The sequence below is a fragment of the Streptomyces sp. SID8352 genome, from assembly GCF_009862265.1.
Classification (GTDB): Bacteria; Actinomycetota; Actinomycetes; order Streptomycetales; family Streptomycetaceae; genus Streptomyces.
In genome coordinates this window covers 1-16,770 of record NZ_WWGX01000076.1, presented here as the reverse complement: position 1 = coordinate 16,770, position 16,770 = coordinate 1, and the positions used below count along the sequence as shown (strand labels likewise).

Genomic DNA, 16,770 nt, shown 5'->3' with positions numbered 1-16,770 from the left:
AGCCGGTCAGGCTGAACCCGGAGACCTTGCTCCCGGCCCGCAGGCCGAGCGCCTTGTCCGCGGCGTTCACCGCCCGCTGGGCATCCGCCACCGCCTTCCGGGTCGCCGCCGTGCTCTTCTTCGCCTGGTCGCGGAGCGCCTCGTTCAGCTTGGTCCAGGCGTCCTTGAGACGCTGCACGTCCTGGTCGTACCAGCCGGACACCGTGGACAGGGAGAGCTGCGCGGCCGACGGCGCGGTCGGCGCGTAGCGGAACGCGGCGCCGCCGATCTGGCCCCCGCCGGCGAACCCGCCGATCCCGTTGTTGATGGCCGTGAGCAGCGGCAGGTGTTTGCGGGTCGCCGCGGCGTTCACCACGAACTCGGCGTTCGAGACCCGGGCGACTGCGCCGCTGGCGAAGATCGCCAGGATGCTGTCCGACGTCCCGGTCCCGGGGCCGCTGAGCAGCCCGTCGGGAGCGACCTGCACGGGCCCGCCGGCCGCGTACCCGCCGACCAGGCCGCCCTGCGCCCGGCCCATCTGCGCGCTGGTCCGGCCGTGCGTCTGCCGCTGGACCGCGTCGTAGTAGGTGCGCACGTAGTTGTTGGTGTAGGTGTTCGCGGTGTCGCCGTCGAGTTTCTGGATCGCGGTCTCGACGGCGGCGATGCTGCCCAGTGCGACGCCGGTGGCCGCATACACCTCGGTCTGCCCGTCGGGCAGGGTGCGGGTCTTGAGGCCGACAGCCTCCAGCGCCTTGATGGCCGCCGCGGACAGCGTCTTGACCGTGACCTCTTTTGCGGACGGCGTGTCGTTGATCGCCGACTCGACTTCCCGCAGCCCGGCCAGGGCTTCCTGCCGCTCGGCCTGGATCGTCGTCTTGATCTCGCTGGGCACGCCCAGCAGGGTGTTGACGTAGTCGGCGGCCTCCTTGTCCGACAGGCCGGTGGCCTCGGCGAGCTTGAGCATCTTCTCGCGCAGCTCGTCGCTCTTCTTCGACATGCTGCCCAGCGACTCACCGGCCGCCAGGCCGGAGGCCAGCATCTCGTCGTGGGCCTTCGCCGCGGCGGACATGGCCGTGCCGTTGGCCCGGCCCTTCTCGGTGTTCAGGTCGAGGGTCGAGCCGTTCTTCTCGAAGGACTCGGTGAGCGCGTCGATGCTCGCCTCGAACCCGATCTGCGCGTCGTAGGCCGACCGGTTGGCGTCGTTCAGGGCGAGGATGCTCTGCCGCAGCCCGTCGGCGGACTGCTTCTGCGCGTCGAGCTGGGCCTGCACCGCGATGGCCTGGTCCCCGAAGATGCCCATGCTCGCGGCGGCGAGGCGCTGCTCAAGGGCCTGCCCGGCGAGCGCCTCCTGGTAGTTGTCGAGCTTCCCGCGGACCTCGTCCACGGACAGGCCATGCGCGCTCGTCTCCTCGGTGAGGTACGTGAGGGCCTCGGCCGCGAGGTCGGCCCGGCCGCCCGACACCATGCCGGCCAGAGCCTTGTCGAGCGCGTCGACGTTCTCCTTGGCCTCCTTCACCGGCGTGCTGTCGGCCCCGAAGAATCCGATGATGGACTGCTGGACCTGGTCCAGGCCCTGCGGGTCCACGACTTTCTGGAAGGCGTCGGCGAGCCCGCTCAGGTCATCCCCGTAGGCGCGGACCAGTTCACCGCCGAGCCGCCCCGACTCGGCCAGCTCCGTCAGCGACGTCGTCAGCCGGTCAACGTTCGGCTTGGGCTTCTCGCTGCCGGACGTCAGCATGTCCAGCCCGACCAGCAGCAGCCCGATACCGGTACCCGCCATCGCCAGCTTCGCGCCGCGGGACAGGGCCCCGACCGCCGCCGTCGCCGCGCCCAGCGACGTCGACGAGGTACGCGCGGCGGCGGACATGACGCCGATCTGCACGCCGAGCTGCGCGAGGACCGCGCGGGCGGCGTCCGCGCCGACCGCCGCGAGCTTGACCGCCTTGATGGCGATGGCCAGTTGCAGGAGGGTGGCGAGGGCCTCGGGCGGGACCGCGGACGCGATCCCGGTCAGCACGTTGACGACGTCGAGCATGCCGACACCGACGTCGGCCCCGGCGTCCAGGACGTGCACCAGGGCCTCGCCGACGTTCTCCAGCGTCTCCCAGACCTCCGGCCCCACCTCGCGGGAGTAGTCGAAGAACTCGGCCAGGGGTCCGCCCTGGTACTCGCCCGCGTCGAGCTTGGCGAGGAAGCGGGTCAGGCCGTCGATGCCGCGGTCCAGGGTCCCGGTGGCGTACTCCTCGAACCGCTGGTTCATGGCGTCGAAGCCGGGCGTCGACACGGCGCCGCCGAGCAGAGTCATCAGGCGGTCGACCTGCCCGGCCGCGCCCCGGGCCAGGCCGGTCGTCTTGGGCAGCAGGGCGTTGGCGATGGCCACGCCCTTGGTGAGCGGGGCCATCACGTCGCCGGAGAGGCTGTCGGACCACTCGTCGTAGGAGGACCTGAGCAGGCCGACGGCGACGGCGGCCTCCCGCGTCGCGGGCGGCAGGGAGGCCAGCGCCCGCTGGTAGTCGAGGGCCGCCTGCCCGGCCTCGGCGCTGCCCCGCCCCGAAGTGGCGAGCGCCTCCTCCCACTTGGTCTGGGCCTGGGCGGCCTCGCCGATCTTCCCGATCTGCGGGCCCAGCGCCAGGCCGAAGGCACCGGCGGCGACCGCCCCGGCGCCCAGGGCCCCGGCGACGGCGGCGGCCGAGCTGGCGAGGGCCGCAGCCATCGGGATGACCGCCGGGGCCAGGCTGATCAGGTTGGACTTGATCGACTCGCCGAGCTTGTCCCCGGCGTCGCTCAGGGACGTGAAGCTGGTGCGGGTGCCGCCGGCGGTGGCGTCGAGACGGCGCAGCGCCTCGTCCGTGGTGAGCGCCTGCCCCTGGAGGGTGCGCAGGCTGCCGTCGGAGGCCCGGACGATCCCGGCCATCCGCAGCCGCAGCCGGTCCGCGCTGTCGCCGGTGTTGTTCAGGACCCGGGTCAGCTCGTCCCGGCCGGTCAGGGTGAAGGTGAGGCGGGGCACGGCTGCTCACCTCCCTGCTGCCAGATGCTGGTCGAGCCAGGCCACCAGCCGGAGGAACCGGCGAGCGGACAGGCGGTCGATCTCGGACGGCTGCATGTGCAGGTAGTGCATCAGCAGCGGCTCGTACTGCTCGATCAGTCCCCGGAGACCTGGCGGCGGTTCGCCAGGTGGCCTTTTCCCAGCCCGTCGAGAGCGGCGTCCACATCGGCCGGGTCGTCCGCGAGCTTCCGCAGGTGCGGGGTGAGGACGTCGATCTGGGTGTCCTCGGCCTGCGTGCTCAGCGCCTGGACCATCAGGTTGGTCAGCGCGTCCTCGATCTCCTCGCGGGTGATCCGGACCTTCAGCCGACGCTTGAAGCCGGGAACGTCGAAGTCCCCGAACACCAGCTCCGGGTCGGTACGGCGCCGGAACGCCCACACGGTGGCGAGCATCGCCGTCGGGTCCTGGAGCTGGAGCAGGGCCTCGACCCGGGTCCACTGCACATCTCCGAGCGCCTCCTCGATGGCGGCGGCCTCCCGGGCGGACAGGTCGTCGGTCGACAGGCGCTCCACGGTCCCGTCGTCCTGCGTGAACGAAATGATCACTGGTCCTCCTACTCCAGGTCCCGGCGCACGTCGCCCAGGACCCGCTCGATCTCGGCCCGCATCCGCGGGGTCCCGGTCTGCACGGTCTTCGTCCACCAGCCCGCCGGCCGGGCCCACTGCGTCGCCCACCGCCGCCGGTTGCCGAACACGGGGTGGCGGACCCTGCCCTGGTCGATCACCCAGGGCATGTTCCGCAGGTCGGGCGGCAGGCGGCCCTTGTCGATCCAGATACGGGCGCCGGGCGCCGCGCCTGACCGGACACTGATCCGGACCGCCCCGGCGAGGGTGGACCGCAGCGGCCGGGTGGTGGGCGAGGGGCCGCCGCGCTTCCCCGCCTTGCGGCCCTCGCTGGCGAGGGACTGGGTCCGGAGCGCCCGCTGCAGGTCCCGGTGCAGCGGCTCGGCGGCCCGGCGGACCCGGCGGGAGAAGTTCTGCCGGAGCCGCGGGCCGCCCGCCGTGCGCATCCGCCGGGACAGGTTCAGGAGCTGGCCCGTGCCGAGGATCTGCACACTGCCCGCCATCGGTCAGCCGCCTCCGCCTGCGGCGGCCGGGATGGCGACGTTCTCGGCGGGCTCGCTCGTGATCGCGAACTGGCACATGATCTGCGCCGCCTGGTCCAGCTCCCGGATCTTGGCCTGGGAGGTGACGGTGACGGGGAAGACGTCCATGGTCTGGGTCGGGACGTCGCCCTCGTCCATCCACACGATGAACCCGTCGGCCTCGCGGACCAGCAGCGTGCGCACGTCGTCCGCGTCACGGGACGCCCAGAACGTCAGCGAGCTGTCGGCCGCGGTGATCTCACCGCCGACCACCGGCGTGAACCGGCTGCCGAGCGCCGGGGTGGGCACCGTGCCGGAGGTGGTCTGCCACCCCTGCATCGCCCCGGTCTCGCCCTCCAGCGCCGTACCCGCGTCCAGCTCCGCCCTCGTCGGGGCCTGCTTGTTCTGGATCGTCGGTACCCAGAGCACCTTCGACCGTCCGCGCCGGTAGTACCGCTTGGCCGCCTGGATCGGTGTTGCCATGGTCAGGTCCCTCCCTCTCGTCGGCGGCGCGGTGCCGCCGGCATCTCCGCGGCCGGGGCCGCTGCTGTCTCTCCGCCCGGGGCCGGGGGCTCGGGCTCGACCCGCTTCCACCCGGACCGCTCGTAGTGCGTGACCGAGATGTCCGGTACCTCGATCTCCCGGTCCAGGTCCTTGTGTCGCATCCGCACGCTCACGACGTGCCCCTCTCTATCCGGATGTCGGTGACGACCGCTGCCGCCCTGGTGCCTACGGAGAACCGTCGCCCGTTCTCGTCGCGCCGGAGTTCGGTCACGGTCACGCAGGTGGGCGAGATCTCCACGGAGGCCACGTTCATGAGGTCGGCGCCGAGCCTCTCGACGAAGGCGGCGACCTCCTCGAACGGAATGGATGCCCGCATATGTCCCTCTCAGTAGGTGAAGGCGCGGCCGGCGACGGTCAGCACCAGCCGGGCCCGCGCGCCTCGGCTGGTCTGGTCCTGCACGAGCTGGGTCCCGGCGATCTGGGCCTCCACCGACTCCAGCCCGAGACCGGGGCTCGCGTGCAGCCACGTCTCGACGTGGTCCGCGATTGCGTAGGCCCTGCGGCGCAGGGCCACGACGTCCGTGTCTCCGCTCATCACCAGGGCCGCCACGGGGATCTGGAACTCCTCCTCGCCGCCGCCGCCGAGGTCGGCCCAGCCGCCCACGGTCTGGGCTGCCTCGTAGTCGCCCTCGGGGTCGCCGTCGAAGCCGACGACAAGCCATTCGCGGTCGCTGTCGCCGGTCAGCTCCGGGCCGTCCGTCACGCGCACGTCGGCCAGGCCGGGGTCGGCCCGGGCCAGCGTCACCAGGGCGTCGATGATCTCGGGTACTCGGGAGCCCACTACTCGCCTCCAGGGGGAAGCCGGTCCGGCTCCAGGAGCTGGAGGGCCCGGTTGGGGATGGCGTAGCCGAGGCCGGGGATCGGCTCGGTGACCGCGTAGTCCTGGCTGCTGCCGGGGACCGCGCCGCGGCTGGCGCGCTGGGTTTCCCAGAGGTGCTGGAGGATGATCCGGGCGGCGCCGAGGATGTTCTCCGCGATGACCGCGCGGCCTGCGCGGTAGGTGATCAGGAGCCGTCCCGAGATCCAGCCGCCGTCCAGGCGGACCAGCTCGCCGGTGTCCGGGTCGATGTCGAGGGCGTCGACGGGGTAGGCGGCCGTGCCGCTCAGGACGGAGTCGACGGCGGTCACGGCCACAACCGGGGTCCGCCGCAGGACGACGGCCGCCGCGTTGCGGACGGTGTGCCGCTCGGTGAACTCGCGGACCAGGACGGGCCCGACGAAGTGCTCCACCGCGCGGGTCGTGGCCGTGATCCAGAACCTGACCTCGCCGTCGTCCTTGTGGCTGTTCAGGTTGAGGTGCTGGCGTGCGTCCGCCAGCGACAGGATCGCCGGGGGCGTCTCCTCCTGGACGTCGAAGACGTCCGTGTAGGAGCTAGCCGGGCCGGTCCAGGTCCAGCGGACGGTATGCCGGCCGGACAGCGTGGTGACGTGGTCCGCGTGGTAGGTGCCGGGGGCGGCCGGGTCCTCGGCGGCGGGCGGGGTGGCGGCGGTGCCGTCCGGGAGCGTGATGGTCACGGCGGCGGAGGCGGCGGTGACGGGGAGGCCGCCCGGGTCCCGGCACTCTGCGGTCAGGCGCACGGTGGCGCCGAGGTCGACGGGCACCGCGCCCTACTTGGCCGTGCGGCCCCGGCCGCGCCGGGCCGGGGGCTTGCTGTCACCGGCCGGGCCCGGAGCCGGGTTCGGTTCGGGGGTCGCGGGCGGGGTGTCGGGGGCCGGCGGCGGGGGGCCGGGGTCCGCGGGCGGGGCGGGCGGGGTGAGGTCCCGGGGCTGGCCGGGGTCGGCCGTCGCCTGCTCGACGCGCGGCCGGCGGGCGGCCAGGTGGGCGTCGACGGACTCGAAGGACGTCTCCCGGCCCTTCACGATCGGGTCGTCGTCCGGGACGAGCTGCCCGGTCTTGACGACGCGGGGGGCGCCGTTGACGTAGGCGGAGAAGGACTTCTTGCACCGCAGTGCCATGGGCTTGTTCCTCTCTGGGCATGCCGCGGGCCCCGCCTCGGAGTCGGAAGGCGGGGCCCGCGGCAGGCACTGGTGGGTCAGACGGTGGTCTCGACGTTGAGCATCCGGAACGCGTCGTCGTTCACCGAGTCGGCGCCGACGCGGTACCAGGCGTACCAGCCGCGCTGGCCGGTCGGCCGGCGGTTCGCGCCGAACAGGTGCGGCAGGAACTCGACCGTCATGCCGATGCGGTCGGCGATGACGTAGTGCTCGAAGTCTCCGTAGACGAGGATGCGGTTGTCCCCGGCGGCGGCCGGGTTGAAGCTGGAGTCCATGGCTTCCGCTTCCAGGGCCGGGCGTCCCAGGAGCTGGGCGGGCACGTCCGCGCCGATCCGCTCCCAGAGGTCCGCACCGCCCTGGGTGTCGAACTGGCGGACCAGGTTGTAGATGCTCCGGTTGGCCATCCACGAGGAGTTGGCGCGGTAGCGTGCGGCGAGGGAGCCGTCCATCGCGTAGATGTCCGCCGAGGCGAAGGTCTCCGGGGTGGCCGGGTCGACCTCGCTCGCGGTGCCCGCCAGCGCGGTGACGATGCCGGTGGGCTGCTTGACGCCGGTGCCGCTGATGAAGGCCCCGGCCTCCAGGACGTCCTTGCCGAAGGCCAGCAGGCGGCCGACCTCCATGGTGACGTTCTCCGCGTCGCTCATCGCCTCGATGGAGATGGGCACGAATCCATCCGCCTTGTGGACGGGGACGGTCGGCTGCCCGAAGGCGGGGGCGTTGTCCCCGGCCTCGGACGCCTCGTCGGCCCACCGCCACTGGACCGCTCCGGCGGAGACGCCGTGCCAGACGTCGCCGGTGGCGACCACGGTCCGGGCGGCCTGCCGGATCTGGTTGCGGGACCCGGCGCTGGTGATGATCAGGGTGGGGTCGAGCTGGAACGGGACGAGGTAGCCGCCCTCCGCGTCGGTCAGGGACATGGCCCGCTCCAGCGCCTTCTGCTCATCCGGGGACATCAGGTTGCCCCGGCCCGAGGCGAGCTTCGACCAGGCCCGCAGGTACTCCGGCGACGAGGTCGCCAGGCACATGCGGGCGAGGGTGCCCTTCTTGTCGTCGAAGGACTCGATGATGCCCGTGGCCGCCGACCGGATGTGGTCGGTCGCGGCGGACATCTTCTCGACGGCGGACAGGGCGCGGGCCCGCAGCTCCTGGCCGACCTCCTCCGTCGACCGGCCGAAGGTGCGGACCTCGGACAGGTCCCAGGGGTTGCGGAACCGGCGGTCCTCCACGCTGTCCGGGTTGAGGATCGGGTCGGAGTCGTAGTCCCGGCCGCTGAACGCGGTCCCGGGCTGGATGGTGGTAGCGGCGGCCGGGCGGCGGCCCCCGCCGGCCGGGGCGGCGCCGCGGATCCGCTGGAGCGCGGCGGTGCGCTCAAGCTGGCGCCGGTGGGCGTCGACCTCGGCGAACTCGCGGGTCAGCTCGTCGAAGGACTGCTCGTCCTCGGCGGTCAGCGTCTCCAGCCCTTCGAGACGCTCCAGTTCGGCGGTGATGTCCTGGAGGCGGATGACCGCCTGCGGGTGGCTCAGCTGTACGGGCATGTCAGTCGTCCTTGTCGGTGATGGACTCCAGGACGCCGCGCATCAGGCCCCGGACCTCTGCGATCTGGGCTCGGCGGCGGACGGTGTCCGGGTCGGGCGACGGGTGCCCTGCGGCGGGCGGCGCGTCGGGTGTCGGGGTCGGCGGGTGGCCGTCGGTGGCCGGCGCGCCGGTGGTGCGGGCGGGGTCCGGGTGCTCCGCGGGGAGCGGCGCGGCCTCGGGGGTCTGGGGGGCGGGCTGCTGGTAGAGCAGCGCGGTGGCGACCTCGCGGCGCAGCTGCGGGTCGTCGGGTACCTGCGGCGCCGCGGTCGCGGCGTCGCGCGCCAGGGAGGCGCGGATCTGGCGGGCCATCGTGTCGTCGACGGCGAGGCCGGCGGCCATGTCCCGGGCCCTCACGGACACGCTGGTGCCCGCGTAGGCCGGGAAGACGACGGGACCCAGTTCGCGGCACTTCAGCTCGATCAGCTCGCGCTGGAGCGGCCCGCGGTCGCCCGGCATCCAGAGCAGGTCGTAGACCTCCTCCGGCTTGACCAGCTTGCCGTTGACGTCGCGCCACTCCTCGCGCACGACCTCGAAGCGGAAGCTCATGCCGTTGACGGTCTCCTCGGCGATCGCGTCCCGGATCGGCTGCATCAGCCAGTTGTCGGTGATGCGGGCCTCGACGTGGAGGCCCTGGTCGTCCTCGCGCAGGTCGCTGATCGCGCCGATCGGGATGCTCCCGATGAGCGGGTGACGGCCGTGGTCGAACTGGAGGACCGGGGTCTGCTCGCGGATGGTCTTGCGGAAGGCGCCCTTGCGGATCTTCTCCGTGAACTGGCCCTCCCACGAGTTGATCTCGGTGTCGACGCCGAAGAGCGCGGCGTAGCCGGTAAGGGTCCGGCCGTCGCCCTCCTCGTCGCCGTCGGCGCGGGTGAGCTGGAACGGGGCCGACCGCAGGAGTTCACGGGCGGCCATCTGCATGGCGGGCATCTCAGGCCCTCCCCTCGATGGGTCGGATGGCGTCCTGGCGTGCTGCGGCCAGCGCCCGGGCGGGGTCCGGCTGCGGACCGCCCGCGCCGGGCCTCTGGAGCTGCACGGAGAACAGCCCGGTGTGGACCAGGAGGTTCCAGTCCGAGGCGTTGACGGCCGCGGTGACGGACTCCGGGGTGTACCCGGCGTCCAGGAGCGTGCGGATCGTGCGGGACTGCACGCCCTGGATCTCGGCGGCGTCCCTCGCGTCCTCCCGGAGGAACGGGACGTCCCGCGCGTCGTACCAGAGCCGGACCGCGCCCGACGTGCTGCGTCCGGGCGGGCGGACCAGCAGGCCGAAGGACCCGGCCACGTCCTGCCAGAGCGGGTGGATCGTGCCGTCCGCGAACCTGCGGCGGGCCTGGCCGTAGTTGCTGTACGTGGCGGCCTGGAGTCCCTCGGACAGCCCGACGATGATCGGCGGAACGCCCGCGGCGGCCGCGATGCGGGTCTCCCCGGCGCCCTGGACCTTCGCGAAGTCGAGCTGCTTGAAGTCGGAGCCGACGACGGTGACGTCCGCTCCGCCGCCCAGGTACATCGTCTTGTAGGCGTTCTCGACGCCGCGGTGGTTGGCCTCCATCTTCGCCTTGAACTTCGCGAACGCCTCCGGGCTCACCTCGCGCGCCAGGCGGACGACCATGTTCGGGGTCGCCGCGTTCTCCAGGAACCTGGCCTTGTGCCGGGCCATCAGCCCGTCCGTCTGGGCCTCCCGGACGACCGGCGTCAGCCACGACATCCCCCGGTACGTCGCCAGCGGGTCCGGGACCGGCGCGAAGTGCGCCACCTCCTCCGGGAGCAGCGGGACCGGTTCCTCGCCGGGCTCCTGGTACACGTAGCCGAGCTTGTGCCAGCCGAGGACGCCGCCGCGGTACTCCCGGCGCTCCAGGACGATGTACACCCAGTCCGGTCGCAGCCGCACCAGCTCGTCCTCGACCTGTGTCCAGTAGGCGTTGCCGGCCAGGTCGGCGTCCTGGATGACCCGCGACAGCAGCCCTTGCGTCGTCCCGCCCTTCCACGGCTCCTCCAGGAGCCGCAGCTCCTGCGAGCCGAACATCTCCGAGGGAATGCCGCTGTTGAGGCGCTGCCAGATGAACCGGGGCGAGGAGAACACCATCTGCCGGGCGGTCATGCACGACCAAATCACCGGGTTGGTCGCGAAGAGCTGCGCGTACCCGGGAAGGTCCCCCGGGGCCTTCTCCGCGGCCTGGCCGGGCTGCGTCTGGGTGATGCCGAGCGCCGACCAGCCGCCGTAGCCCAGGGCCTCCTGGAGGGCCATCGCGTAGTCGTCGATCGTGGCGATCGCCGCCCGCTCCTCGCCGCGGTCGCGTACTGCGCGCCACAGGCTCCTCACCGGTCCTCACCCCCGTCCCGGCTCCCGGGCCCGACGTCCGTGAAGAACAGGCAGTAGGCGGCGAGCAGGACCCCTCCCGTGATGAGTGCGGCGGCCAGCCCGGCCCCCAGGCCGATCCCGGCCGTGATCAGCAGCCCGCCGCCGCCCACACCGGCCCGGGCCCGGCCCTCCGTCGTCAGCCGAAGTCCACCCATGGCTCCACCTCCTCCTCCGGCTCCTCGATCTCCACCGAGAGCCCCCACCGGGCGTTCGTCCCGGCCACCAGCGGCGTGATGTCCACCCCGACCCCGCGCCGGGCCCACGCCCACGCATCCCCGAGCTGCCGCTTGCGGGCGCCCGCGAGCGCCGTCGCCAGCGGCGCCTGGTCGAGGTGCCTGATCCCGGACGCGGCCACCGCGTCGTAGAACTGGCCGACGGCCTCCACGACGTCCCTCGTTTTCATCTGCACGACCGGCGCGAGCAGCCGCGGCTCCTCGTCGCCCTCGGGCTCCTCGTCCGGGTCGACCTGGAGCCCCTTCGTCAGGTCCCGGATCAGCGCGCCGGCCGGACTGCCCAGGTCGACGACCCAGCACCGCGGGCCCCACTTCTCCGTCAGCTCCCGGGCCCGCTTGACCACCCAGTCCGTCCCGGGCCGGTTGTCGATGACCTCGACGTGGTCCGCCGTGCCGCTGCGGCCGGCGGCGCAGATACTCGCGTGGCTGCGCTCCGGGGTCACGTCGAGGGCGAACGCGACGGGGTCCTCCATCTGGCTGTCCGGGTCGGCCAGGGCATCCCAGGCGTCCTTGCCGATGACCTGCCAGGCGTCGGCCTCGTCGGAGGGGTAGTCGCCAACGCCGAGCCGCTCACGGGCGTAGCCGGTGGGGCTCATGGTGGCCCGCTCGTTGCGGATCTTCTCCAGCGTGAGCCGGTACCCGACCGCAGGGTTCGACTTCAGGACTGCCTCGTCGGAGGCCGCGTCGTCGTGGGCGTCGCAGCCGGTCGGGCACTCCTTGACGTGCGGGTCGGCGGACCACTCGAAGTACGCCAGGGACGGGTCGGGGGTGCCGGCCTCGATCGCGGCGAGCGCGCGGCGCCGCAGCCTGCCGAGCTGCACGGAGGGCGCCCCGATGCCCGCGCTGCCCAGGTACCAGATCTGCGGGTCCTCGATGGCGGCCATCGTCGGCAGCAGCGCGTCCATCTCGTTGTCCCCGAGGATCATGTCCTCGTCCATCACGTTGCAGTGGCCGCTGAACCCTCGCCCGCTGCCCTTCGACCGGGCGATGAACCGCAGCATCTGCCCGCCGTGCAGCTCGATGCTCTCCTCGCCGGTGGTCTGCCAGTACCGCTTGACGCGTTTGTGCAGGTCAGGGCACCCCTTGATGAGGCGTTCGATCCTGCGGAAGGCGTTCTTCGCCGTCTTGAACTCGTGCGCGGAGTGAAGGATCAGCTCCTCGCCGCCGATGAACAGGCCCCACAACTCCCGGGCTTCGATGATCCCACCCTTGCCGTTCTGGCGGGGGACGTTGACCCCGACCTCGAACGAGGCCCAGGACCCGTCCGGGGTCTCGCCCATGCCGACCCGCAGGACGTGCTGCTGCCACGGGTCCAGCCTCAGCCCGGCCTTGGCCGCCAGGTCGATGGCCTCCTGCCCGGCGCTGGTCACGGACGGTGGCGCGGTCTGGATCGGCGGCGTCTGCCAGCCGGTCAGCAGGCCGTCAGCCGCCGGCCTGCTCGCGGGCAGCCGCCCGGCGCTTCGCTCGCTGCTCAGCGATGTCATCGACCGCGTCCCCCTTCGCCTCGACGGGGGCCAGACGCCGCAGGTCAGCGATGATCGCCCGGAGCTGGTGGGCCGCCTGCGCCTTCGCGCCGGGGACGTTCGTGCTGTCGATCGCGTTGGCGAGGTCGAGGGCGACGGCCGCCATGCCGGGCGATGTCTCATCCGCGTGGAGAGCGTCAAGCTCGGCGGCGATCTTGTCGGCAACGCTCATGACCACCCCGACCATCACACAGAGTCACATCACGCAGAGTGACGGCCACTAATTCGGTCGAACCCGGTTCGCGGTGATTAGTCACTAATTCAGTCGGACTGAGTTCGCGATGAATAGCGCCGCGCAAAAAAACGGGCGACAAGGGCTTTTGGGTCGCCCGGGCTCCGAAATCCACGATGACCAAGGGCCCCCCTCCCCTCGACCCCCGACGTCCGGTGCCAGCACGGAACGTGACCGACGCGGCCGGTTCCGTCACCGAGCGTGGCGCCGGTCCGGGCGGTGCCGGAGTGTCACCACCGGCAGGCACCGCCGGTGACCGGGGCCCGCCGGGCCCGGCCCGGGCCTGCCGGAGCTACCAGGCGCGCGAGGACTGGCGGGTGACGCTCCGTGTCGCGCGCTGCTTCGACCGCTGCGCGTACCAACGGGTGGCGACGGCCTGCAGTCCTGGCGCACGCATGTCGGCGATCCGCTGCATGACGATCTCCCGTCCCGGGTCCACCGCCACCACCTCCGCCCCGTGGCTGCGGTAGCGGGCCAGCCACTTGGTGCTGGGCATGGTGTGGATCAGGTACACGTCGACCTGGTCGACGTGCTTGAGCGCCTCGTCGATGGCCGCGTACCGGGCGCGGTGGGCGACCTTCATGGCCACGGGGTACTGGGCCCACTGGGCGGCGCCGGGGCCGGTGAGGGCCAGGGTGATGCGGTCGAGGTCGATGACGATGTCGGTCGGCCGGGCACGGGCCTCGATCCAGCTCGACTTGCCGGCGGCGGGCGGGCCGGTGACGACGTAGAGCACGGGCTGTCACCTCCGGGCGGCGGGCTTCCATTCGGCGGGGAGCTGGAGGTCGCAGTCGGGGCAGAGGTGGGCGACGACCTCGTCCGTCACCGTGGCGCGGACCTCGACCGGAGCCACGTGCCGGCAGGCGCCGCGGATGTACTCCGCCGGGCCGCCGTAGGCCGGGGACTCGACCCACTCCCAGCGGGGGTCCAGCGGCGGCTCGTGCACGCACCCGGAGCGGCTCGCCATGGGCGGCAGGGGTCCCAGAGGGCCGAGGTACACCATGGTGGCCGAGCTACCGCTCCAGACGGGACGTCACGGCGTATGAGGCCCGGTCGTGGGTCGGGCAGCGGCGGGCCAGGCGGTGCAGCAGCGTGCGCATCATCCGGTCACCACCTCCGTGAGGAGCGTGTGGGTTTCCGGGTGGTGGTGCGGTTGCCGCGAGCGCTGTTGCAGCGGCGGTGCGCGGTGCGGGCGTTGGCGGGGTCGAGGAGGTCGCCGCCGTGTGAGAGGGGGACGGCGTGGTCGAGGGTGAACGCCTCGGGGTGCCGCCCGGCTTCGGGGCCGGTGATCCAGTAGGCGATCTCGCCGCCGCAGAGCCAGCAGGGGAGGCCGAGGGCGCGTTGCCAGATGGTGAGGCGGCGGTAGGGGCGCCCGTTGCGGGAGTTGCCGGTCACGGGCGCCTCCTCCTGGTGGTCAGTCGTCTCCGAGGATCTCGCGGCGGGCTTTGGCGGCCTTGCGGTTGAGGGCTCCGGTCATGCGGAAGAGGGCGACGGTGAGGGCGATGAAGCCGACGACGAGGAGCACCTGGGTGATGACGCTGAGGATGCGGACGTCCTTGGTGCCGTTGGCGATGATCAGCAGGATGATCGTGCCCGAGGCCCAGGCGAACCAGATGCGGAGCTTCTCGGTTCTCACGGCGGTCTGGATGTCGCGGTAGCTGCTGCTCATGGTCCCCCCAAGGGCGCGCGGTCGTGGGCAGCATCATGCCGGTCGTGGGGGCCGGGTGGGGTTGGTGTGGCCGTTCCGTGATCGTGGTTCCGCTGGGCCCCGCGTGGCTGCCTGGGGGCTACCGGGGGGTGGGGAGGGTGGGCAGGAGGTTGCAGGTGCCCTCCAGGCAGGTGCCGTGTCCCTCGCTGACGATGTGGACGTGGGCGCCCTGGGTGGCGAGGAGATGCGCAGCTTCGGCGGCGGTGCGGGGGGCCTCGGTCTGGGTTGGCATGGCGTGCCTCCAGGCATGCGGAAGGCCCCGCCGGTGGCAGGGCCTCGGGTGGTGGGCGACAGTGCGGCCAGGCTCCCGTCCTGGACGCTGAGGGCCGCTACCCCTCCTCCGCGCCGTCGCCGGTCAGCGAACGCAGAAGGCCCCGCTGGTAGGCGGGGCCTCGGGTGTCCTCCGGTGCCGTCTGCGGGCACAGGTGTTCACCGCGATCGTGACAGGTCTCTGACCTGCGGTCAAGCGGCGGCCTGCGCACGACGGGTGGCGTAGAGGGCGGCGACGTCGCGGGCGGCGAAGTGCGGATGGCGCTGGGTGCCGCCGGCGCGGGTGAGGTGGCNGCGGCGGACGAGCTGGCGGACGCTGTCGGGGGCGATGCCGAGGAGCTGGGCGGTCTGGCGGGTGGTGAGGTGGCCGGGCGGGGCGTACAGGGGGTCCATACGCCCCATGATGCGCCAGCGAGCGGGGCTCACTTCCCCTTGAGCAGCTGGTCGACCCGGGCGATGGAGAGGCCGGTCAGGCTGCCGACCTCCTTCAGTGTCCGGCCCTCCTTCAGGATGCTGACGGCTTCGGCGCGTACCGGCTTGGTCTGCTTCACGACGTCGGGGAGGAGTTCTTCCTGGACGAGGCGGGCGGCGTACTCGCGGGCGATGGGGTCGGGGATCTCGCGGAGGCGGGCCTGTACAGCGTTTACGTAGGCGGTGGTGAGGGTGCGGAGGTCGGTGTGTGCCTGGTCGTCGCGGGGGGGTGTGTCGGTCATGGGCTCAGGGTACGGCTGACCCCGAAAGATTTCTAGTCCCCCCTTGACGTAGTTATAGACCCCCCTATAAGATGGGGGTACACCGAGAGGGAGAGGGGGTGAGACAGAGAATGAACCGGGATGATGCGGCCTTCATCGCCACGATCGCAGGAGCAGTCTTCACTGCGATCGGCGCGGTGAGCACCGTGATCGCCGTCTGGTACACCCGCGAGGCCACCAAGCGTCGCGGACGCCACCGGCGGTGAGAGACCGGAGGGGGCGAGAGTAAGTCGCCCCCTCCGGGGTCCCCATTATCCCAGACCGGCCAGACAGTCAGAGCAGAAAGGAGCCAGACCATGGTTCTCGTCCGGTACATCGACGTGATCGCCATCGCTGCCGGAGGCGTCGCGCTGGCGGTGGCGGCCGCACTCGGCCGTCCCGCTGGCGGGTGGTGGATCGCGTGGGCGGTGGTGGTGGTCCTCGTCGCGGGGAGCCGCCTCTACCAGCGCCGTTTGAACCGCCGCTGAACAACGCGCCCGGCGCCCGTCCCGCATCCAGCGGGGCGGGCGCCGACGCAATTCCCGGGGCGCGTGGGGCGGGCCGGCCCACGTGGAGCGGCCCCGCTGCTGGGTCGTCGAACGGTCTCTCGCCTGGATCAGGCACGCACGCCGTCACGCCAGAGACAAGGGCAGCATCTTCTCCTTGGCCCTCACCTGTCTGAACCCGCGATGCTGCACCGATGACCCGGACCGCGAGGCTGGCGCTCGCCCTACCGGCCAGCTGGAGGAGGCATCCGAACGACTGCTGTTCCGCCCTCCAAGTCCACCATGGTCCGGTTCGGCGGCGCTCCGTCCTCGTCGTCGTCCCTCAGAATGAGCGCCGACTGGCGCTCCTTCAGTTCGCTCTGCTTGCCCGGGGAGAAGCTCGCATGAAGCTGCTCGAAGCCAGTTGCTGAGATCTGCCCCTGCCTGGCGCTGTTCCGCCACGGCAGCAGCCCGGCTCGCCCGGCTCGCAGAAGCAGCTGATCAGCGAAGGCCAGCCCGGTCAGCACGATGACCAGTCCAGGCAGGGTCATGAAGACGGCGAATCCCATGCCTCCCAGTATCCAGGGCAAGGGTCACGCTCACACGCTCTTCGGAAACACATACGACTGCCTCGTTCGATTTCCGAGCTGACCGCACGTTCACCGAGGGGACTTCGGTGTGCCGGGGGTGGGCTGCTGCGGGGGCTTGTGCCAGCCGCCCCGGCTCGCCTGGTAGGTCGTCTCGTGGCCCTTCAGCCTCGGGTCGTCGGGGGCGGGTGGGTTCTTCCAGCCGAGTGCCATGATGGCGTCTCCGTCTCGTGGTTCGGGATGGGACCGGGGCGGCCGGGATGCCTGGCAGCGAGCGGCCGCCCCGGGGCATGTCAGGCGTCGTAGAACTCGGCGCCGGCGGGAGCGGTACGGGGCAGCGCGCCGCCGGTGTACTCCCAGACCCAGCAGCGGCGCGGGCCGGTGTAGTAGCGGTGGCCGCTC

The 16,770-nt window shown here is 72.2% G+C and carries 26 protein-coding genes; 2 read left to right on the top strand and 24 right to left on the bottom strand.

Going from position 1 to position 16,770, the window contains the following annotated elements:
• The 22 genes from GTY84_RS23690 to GTY84_RS23590 all read right to left on the bottom strand — a co-directional run.
• The coding region (locus tag GTY84_RS23690) for a hypothetical protein (RefSeq protein ID WP_161228406.1) at nt 1–2,986 on the bottom strand (2,986 nt) is incomplete at its 3' end.
• 134 nt (nt 2,987–3,120) lie between these two features.
• Nucleotides 3,121–3,570, bottom strand: a complete 450-nt coding sequence (locus GTY84_RS23685) for a hypothetical protein (protein ID WP_161228405.1) — start codon at nt 3,568–3,570, stop codon at nt 3,121–3,123.
• 8 nt (nt 3,571–3,578) lie between these two features.
• Entirely contained in the window at nt 3,579–4,091 is a 513-nt protein-coding gene (locus GTY84_RS23680) for a hypothetical protein (protein WP_161228404.1), read from the bottom strand.
• A gap of 3 nt (nt 4,092–4,094) precedes the next feature.
• Nucleotides 4,095–4,592 carry a hypothetical protein gene (locus tag GTY84_RS23675; RefSeq protein ID WP_161228403.1) on the bottom strand — a complete coding sequence of 166 codons (498 nt, stop codon included), beginning with the start codon at nt 4,590–4,592 and terminating at the stop codon, nt 4,095–4,097.
• 2 nt (nt 4,593–4,594) lie between these two features.
• Nucleotides 4,595–4,774 carry a hypothetical protein gene (locus tag GTY84_RS23670; protein ID WP_161228402.1) on the bottom strand — a complete coding sequence of 60 codons (180 nt, stop codon included), beginning with the start codon at nt 4,772–4,774 and terminating at the stop codon, nt 4,595–4,597.
• An 8-nt stretch (nt 4,775–4,782) separates the two neighbouring features.
• Entirely contained in the window at nt 4,783–4,989 is a 207-nt protein-coding gene (locus GTY84_RS23665) for a hypothetical protein (RefSeq protein WP_161228401.1), read from the bottom strand.
• A gap of 9 nt (nt 4,990–4,998) precedes the next feature.
• The gene (locus GTY84_RS23660; RefSeq protein WP_161228400.1) at nt 4,999–5,454 is read right to left on the bottom strand and encodes a hypothetical protein; all 456 of its coding nucleotides are present in this window, start codon (nt 5,452–5,454) and stop codon (nt 4,999–5,001) included.
• Nucleotides 5,454–6,275, bottom strand: coding sequence for a hypothetical protein (locus GTY84_RS23655; protein WP_161228399.1), 822 nt, complete (start codon nt 6,273–6,275; stop codon nt 5,454–5,456). The genes GTY84_RS23660 and GTY84_RS23655 overlap by 1 nt, the downstream gene beginning before the upstream one ends.
• Nucleotides 6,276–6,281: 6 nt before the next feature.
• Nucleotides 6,282–6,629 carry a hypothetical protein gene (locus GTY84_RS23650; RefSeq protein ID WP_161228398.1) on the bottom strand — a complete coding sequence of 116 codons (348 nt, stop codon included), beginning with the start codon at nt 6,627–6,629 and terminating at the stop codon, nt 6,282–6,284.
• A 77-nt stretch (nt 6,630–6,706) separates the two neighbouring features.
• Complete coding sequence (locus GTY84_RS23645) at nt 6,707–8,203, bottom strand: phage major capsid protein (RefSeq protein WP_161228397.1); 1,497 nt, start codon at nt 8,201–8,203, stop codon at nt 6,707–6,709.
• 1 nt (nt 8,204) lies between these two features.
• A complete protein-coding gene (locus GTY84_RS23640) occupies nt 8,205–9,170 on the bottom strand; it encodes an HK97 family phage prohead protease (RefSeq protein ID WP_161228396.1) in 966 nt (321 codons plus the stop codon).
• A gap of 1 nt (nt 9,171) precedes the next feature.
• Nucleotides 9,172–10,560 carry a phage portal protein gene (locus GTY84_RS23635; RefSeq protein WP_345943507.1) on the bottom strand — a complete coding sequence of 463 codons (1,389 nt, stop codon included), beginning with the start codon at nt 10,558–10,560 and terminating at the stop codon, nt 9,172–9,174.
• A complete protein-coding gene (locus GTY84_RS23630) occupies nt 10,557–10,754 on the bottom strand; it encodes a hypothetical protein (protein WP_161228395.1) in 198 nt (65 codons plus the stop codon). Before GTY84_RS23630 ends, GTY84_RS23635 begins: the two co-directional genes overlap by 4 nt.
• Complete coding sequence (locus GTY84_RS23625) at nt 10,736–12,316, bottom strand: phage terminase family protein (RefSeq protein ID WP_237532575.1); 1,581 nt, start codon at nt 12,314–12,316, stop codon at nt 10,736–10,738. Before GTY84_RS23625 ends, GTY84_RS23630 begins: the two co-directional genes overlap by 19 nt.
• Nucleotides 12,255–12,527 (bottom strand): hypothetical protein, encoded by a 273-nt coding sequence (locus GTY84_RS23620; RefSeq protein ID WP_202551657.1) that lies wholly within the window; start codon nt 12,525–12,527, stop codon nt 12,255–12,257. The genes GTY84_RS23625 and GTY84_RS23620 overlap by 62 nt, the downstream gene beginning before the upstream one ends.
• Nucleotides 12,528–12,879: 352 nt before the next feature.
• Nucleotides 12,880–13,323 carry an ATP-binding protein gene (locus GTY84_RS23615; RefSeq protein WP_161228394.1) on the bottom strand — a complete coding sequence of 148 codons (444 nt, stop codon included), beginning with the start codon at nt 13,321–13,323 and terminating at the stop codon, nt 12,880–12,882.
• Nucleotides 13,324–13,329: 6 nt separating this feature from the next.
• Entirely contained in the window at nt 13,330–13,554 is a 225-nt protein-coding gene (locus tag GTY84_RS23610) for a hypothetical protein (RefSeq protein ID WP_161228393.1), read from the bottom strand.
• A gap of 140 nt (nt 13,555–13,694) precedes the next feature.
• Complete coding sequence (locus GTY84_RS35040; protein ID WP_161228392.1) at nt 13,695–13,982, bottom strand: HNH endonuclease; 288 nt, start codon at nt 13,980–13,982, stop codon at nt 13,695–13,697.
• 19 nt (nt 13,983–14,001) lie between these two features.
• The gene (locus GTY84_RS23600) at nt 14,002–14,256 is read right to left on the bottom strand and encodes a hypothetical protein (protein ID WP_161228391.1); all 255 of its coding nucleotides are present in this window, start codon (nt 14,254–14,256) and stop codon (nt 14,002–14,004) included.
• A 118-nt stretch (nt 14,257–14,374) separates the two neighbouring features.
• Nucleotides 14,375–14,527 carry a hypothetical protein gene (locus GTY84_RS33165; RefSeq protein WP_202551656.1) on the bottom strand — a complete coding sequence of 51 codons (153 nt, stop codon included), beginning with the start codon at nt 14,525–14,527 and terminating at the stop codon, nt 14,375–14,377.
• A gap of 230 nt (nt 14,528–14,757) precedes the next feature.
• A complete protein-coding gene (locus tag GTY84_RS23595) occupies nt 14,758–14,958 on the bottom strand; it encodes a helix-turn-helix domain-containing protein (protein ID WP_161228390.1) in 201 nt (66 codons plus the stop codon).
• Nucleotides 14,959–14,987: 29 nt separating this feature from the next.
• Nucleotides 14,988–15,278 carry a hypothetical protein gene (locus tag GTY84_RS23590; RefSeq protein WP_161228389.1) on the bottom strand — a complete coding sequence of 97 codons (291 nt, stop codon included), beginning with the start codon at nt 15,276–15,278 and terminating at the stop codon, nt 14,988–14,990.
• Nucleotides 15,279–15,388: 110 nt separating this feature from the next.
• Here GTY84_RS23590 and GTY84_RS34720 point away from each other — a divergent pair, with 110 nt between their 5' ends.
• Nucleotides 15,389–15,523 (top strand): hypothetical protein, encoded by a 135-nt coding sequence (locus GTY84_RS34720; protein ID WP_272919260.1) that lies wholly within the window; start codon nt 15,389–15,391, stop codon nt 15,521–15,523.
• Nucleotides 15,524–15,613: 90 nt separating this feature from the next.
• Nucleotides 15,614–15,784, top strand: coding sequence for a hypothetical protein (locus GTY84_RS23585; RefSeq protein WP_161228388.1), 171 nt, complete (start codon nt 15,614–15,616; stop codon nt 15,782–15,784).
• A 242-nt stretch (nt 15,785–16,026) separates the two neighbouring features.
• On the opposite strand, the gene GTY84_RS23580 is transcribed toward GTY84_RS23585, so the two are convergent.
• Complete coding sequence (locus GTY84_RS23580) at nt 16,027–16,350, bottom strand: DUF6191 domain-containing protein (RefSeq protein ID WP_161228387.1); 324 nt, start codon at nt 16,348–16,350, stop codon at nt 16,027–16,029.
• A 90-nt stretch (nt 16,351–16,440) separates the two neighbouring features.
• Entirely contained in the window at nt 16,441–16,581 is a 141-nt protein-coding gene (locus GTY84_RS23575; RefSeq protein WP_161228386.1) for a hypothetical protein, read from the bottom strand.
• Nucleotides 16,582–16,770: the final 189 nt, after the last annotated feature.